Here is a 3,603-nt window from a genome sequence, read left to right as displayed (position 1 = left end):
GCAGAATCCAGCTGTAAAGCGTCAGTAGCCGGTACAGGAGCAGCCCCAGCCAGCTCCAAAGCGTGCCCACTTCAATGACCCCCTGTCCCGGCTTCTCCCAGCTCCCGCGAGCGCCGGGTGCCTGCGAGCACCGCCTCCATCAAGGCGCCCCGGATGCCGCGGCTTTCCAGAACCGTGAGCCCCGCGGCGGTCGTCCCCGCCGGGGAGGTGACCCAGTTGCGAAGCTCGGCCGGGTGCCTGCCCGTGTCCAGCACCATCCGGGCCGCCCCGGCCAGGGTCTGGGCTGCCAAAAACAGCGCCGCCTCCCGCGACAGCCCCGCCGCCACACCGCCGTCCGCAAGCGCCTCCACCACCAGGTACGCATAGGCGGGACCGCTCCCCGAAAGCCCGGTTACCGCGTCCATGAGGTTCTCCGGCACCACGACGGCCCGCCCGATAGCCTCGAAAAGCTTCTGCGCCCGCTTGAGGTGCGAGTCGTGCGCAAACGAACCCCGGCATAGCCCGGTGGCCGCCTGCCCCACCAGGGCGGCAATGTTGGGCATAGCCCGCACCACTGCGGTCCCGGGGGGGAGCCGCTTCTCTATGGCGGCGGTCGGCACCCCGGCGGCGATGGATACCACCAGGTGGCGTCCGACCTCTACAGCGGGGGCCAGCTCCCGAAGCGCCTCCACGATGTTCTGGGGCTTGACCGCGACCACAGCGGTGTCAGCGCTGCGCAGCGCCTCGGCGTTGTCGGCGGTGACCAGCACCCCGTAGCTCTGCTCGATGTGCGCGCACCGCTCCGGGCTCTTGTCCGTGGCCACCAGCTCGTCCCGGGTGACGAACCCGCCCCGCAGAAGCCCACGGATGAAGGCTTCCCCCATAGCGCCCGACCCGATGACCGCGACCCGCTCCCCCAGCTTCACTCGCCGCTCAACCCTTCCAGTTGCACGTCCACGCCGTTTGGCGCGCAGAGGAAGATGTCGTCGTCGATACGTCTCATCACGCCATCCAGGGCGTAGATCGTCCCCGACAGGAAGTCCACGATCCGCCGAGCGGTCTCCCGATCGGTTGCTTTCAACCTTAACACAACCGGACGCTGTTCGCGCAGGTGTGCGGCAACAGATTCCACGTCATCGAACGTCCGGGGCTCGAAGACCACCACGCGTGCCGGACCCCGGCCTGCCGCCCCCGCCGGGGTGGTCCCAGCCGAACCCGCAGCCGTTGGCAATGAGACGATCCGGGCCCTGCTGCGCGGCGGAAGCTCACCCGGCTCACGCAACGGCACGCCTGGCGCAGGGCCACCCGGCCGCTCGGCGGACGCGCTCTCCTCGGATTCCACACCGAGCCAGGCCAGAACCCGTTCGATGAAGCCCACGGCCTTCTTCACGCTCCGTCCCGTTCTCCAGGCGGTTTGCCTGTGAGGCTCGCGCTAGCGGGTACCAAGCCACCGGGGCCACCGGTAGACCCGCACCCCCTCGGGGACCCCCCTGGCCACTACCTGGCCGCCCAGGCGGCTGACCACCTGAACCGGCACGAACGAAGGCCCTCCGCCCGTCGCGGCCCAGTACCCCGTCCGCCCCCCGCGGATGGTCAGGCCCGAGGCCGGCACCACCACGCCTGCGTGGCGGGCCACCACCAGGTGCACGTCCCGGCTCACCCTCCGGTACAGCCACCCCGCCGGCTGGCGCTCCAGGCGGATGACCAGGCGCTGGTCCCCCTCCTGACCCGCGACCTTCACCACCTGGGCCGGAAGACCCGCCTCTCCGGCACCCTCAACGAGTTCGACCCGCGCCCCTTCGCCGACTCTCTGGGGCACTCGACCCTTCTTCGGCCAGAAAACGGCGTAGAGTTCACTGCGGTCCACCAGGCGCACGACCGGTTCTCCCCGTGCAACGGTTTCCCTTGCCGCCAGGGGCCGCGGCCGCGGCGGGTCGTTGAGTGGGAAGCTGAGGCCGGCCAGGTATTCGGCATCGCCCCACTGCTCCCATCCGTCCGCGAGGAAACTCATAACACCCGCAAAGGGCGCGCTCACCACAGCCGGCTGCGCAGGGCCTTCCGGCGCTTCCAGGCGCACCAGCGGCGTGCCCGTAGCAACGGACTGGCCCTCGGAGACCAGCGCTACCACCCGGCCCGGCTGAGGGGCCGGGAGGAGCTGCTCCCGGCGCACCACCACGAGGGTGCCGGGGTAGGCCTCGACGATCTCGCCGAAGCGCGCCGCATCGGTCGGCCCGAAGGTGGCGGCCACCCACGCCGCCGCCTTATCTCCCGCTACCCACGCCCCCCAGGCGCCGATGGCCAGCACCACCAGGCTGCGCATGAGCCGCCGGGGCCTGACCCGCCACCGTCCCATCCCGCGCCCGCCTCACGCTCCGAGAATCGCCCACGTTCCCACAAGCGCCGCGTACGCCGCAAACCAACGCAGGCTACCCCGGCCGAGCGTGGCAAACAGCACGCGGATGGCCGCATAGCCGGAGATGCCCGCCGCCACGAACCCCACCCCAAGCGCCGCGCCCCCCGGCCACGCGAACTCCCCCGACGCCGCCTTCAGCGCGCCCAGGACACCAGCGCTCGCAATGGTTGGGATGGCCAGGAGGAACGAAAAGCGTGCGGCCGAATCCCGCTCCACGCCCGCCAGCATTCCTGCCGCAATGGTGGAACCAGAACGGGACAACCCGGGGATCACGGCAGCCGCCTGCGCAACGCCCACAGCGACCGCCCTCCACGCACCCACCTGAAAGAGATCCGAGGCGCGGGCCCCCGCGCCCTGGCCCACCCTGCGTTCTGCAACGACCAGGATGGCCGCCGTCGCCAGCAGGGCCACGCCCACCCCTCGCACGGAGCCGAAGAGCGCCTCCACCCGGTCGGCCGCCACGAGCCCGACGAGCGCGGCAGGAAGCGTACCAAGCAAGAGCCAGCCGGCAAGGCGTGCCTCCTGCTCCCGGGCCGGTTCCAGGTCCACACGCCCCAACAGCCTGGGCCAGACGGCGACGCCGCGGGCCGCTCCCACCACCTCGGGCCACAGCGCCACCAGCACGGCCATCAGGGTTCCCAGGTGGACGACGATGTCGAAGAGGATTTGCGGCGTGCCGACTCCCAGGAGGTGCCGCGCGAGCACCAGGTGGCCCGAACTGCTGACCGGGAGGAACTCGGTCAAACCCTGCACGATGCCCAAGATCGCAGCCACACCGACGTTCAATGAACGCCCCCCGCCTCTCGGCGGCCGTTTCTGCGCCGCCCGACCGACTCCTTCTCGGATGGCTCGCTCTACGGGCGGGCAGCGCCACCCTGCGCCCACCGGGCGGCCGGCCTGACCAGCGGAAGGGCCACCAGGGCGATGGCCACATTGAACAGAGTGTGGGCGTGGGCCACCACCTGGGGCGGCGACGCTGCCAGGAGGGTGGCGGCATCGTAGAACAAGGGAAACAGGGCGAGCGCCCCCAGGGCCCCGGCTAAGTTGAGCACGAAGTCGGCCGCCGCCAGCCACCGGGCCCCGCGCCCCAGGAAGACCGACGCCAAAAGCCCGGTCGTCACCGTACCGACGTTGCTTCCCAGCACGATGGCCACGGCAGCCCGCGGATCCAGGGCGCCCCGGGCAACCATGGCAACGGCTGAGCTGGAAAC

General features: G+C 71.1%; 5 protein-coding genes. All 5 read right to left on the bottom strand.

Annotation, left to right across the window (positions count from 1 at the left end; genetic code table 11):
* Positions 1-71: 71 nt before the first annotated feature.
* Complete coding sequence (proC, locus tag AB1609_18140; GenBank protein ID MEW6048367.1) at positions 72-905, bottom strand: pyrroline-5-carboxylate reductase; 834 nt, start codon at positions 903-905, stop codon at positions 72-74.
* Complete coding sequence (locus AB1609_18135; protein MEW6048366.1) at positions 902-1,369, bottom strand: cell division protein SepF; 468 nt, start codon at positions 1,367-1,369, stop codon at positions 902-904. Before AB1609_18135 ends, proC begins: the two co-directional genes overlap by 4 nt.
* A 42-nt stretch (positions 1,370-1,411) precedes the next feature.
* Positions 1,412-2,332 (bottom strand): hypothetical protein, encoded by a 921-nt coding sequence (locus tag AB1609_18130; GenBank protein MEW6048365.1) that lies wholly within the window; start codon positions 2,330-2,332, stop codon positions 1,412-1,414.
* 12 nt (positions 2,333-2,344) lie between these two features.
* Positions 2,345-3,178 (bottom strand): undecaprenyl-diphosphate phosphatase, encoded by an 834-nt coding sequence (locus AB1609_18125; protein ID MEW6048364.1) that lies wholly within the window; start codon positions 3,176-3,178, stop codon positions 2,345-2,347.
* Positions 3,179-3,246: 68 nt separating this feature from the next.
* Positions 3,247-3,603: Na/Pi symporter (locus AB1609_18120; GenBank protein MEW6048363.1), on the bottom strand; the 357-nt coding region annotated here is incomplete at its 5' end.

The sequence above is a fragment of the Bacillota bacterium genome, assembly GCA_040754675.1.
Taxonomy (GTDB): Bacteria; Bacillota; Limnochordia; order Limnochordales; family Geochordaceae; genus Geochorda.
The sequence above is the reverse complement of the archived record's forward strand: the minus strand, read 5'-3'. Positions and strand labels throughout refer to the sequence as shown.

Excerpts from the sequence above, each read along its gene's own strand:
- AB1609_18130 (MEW6048365.1), bottom strand. The coding sequence starts at position 2,332 with ATGGGACGGTGGCGGGTCAGGCCCCGGCGGCTCATGCGCAGCCTGGTG.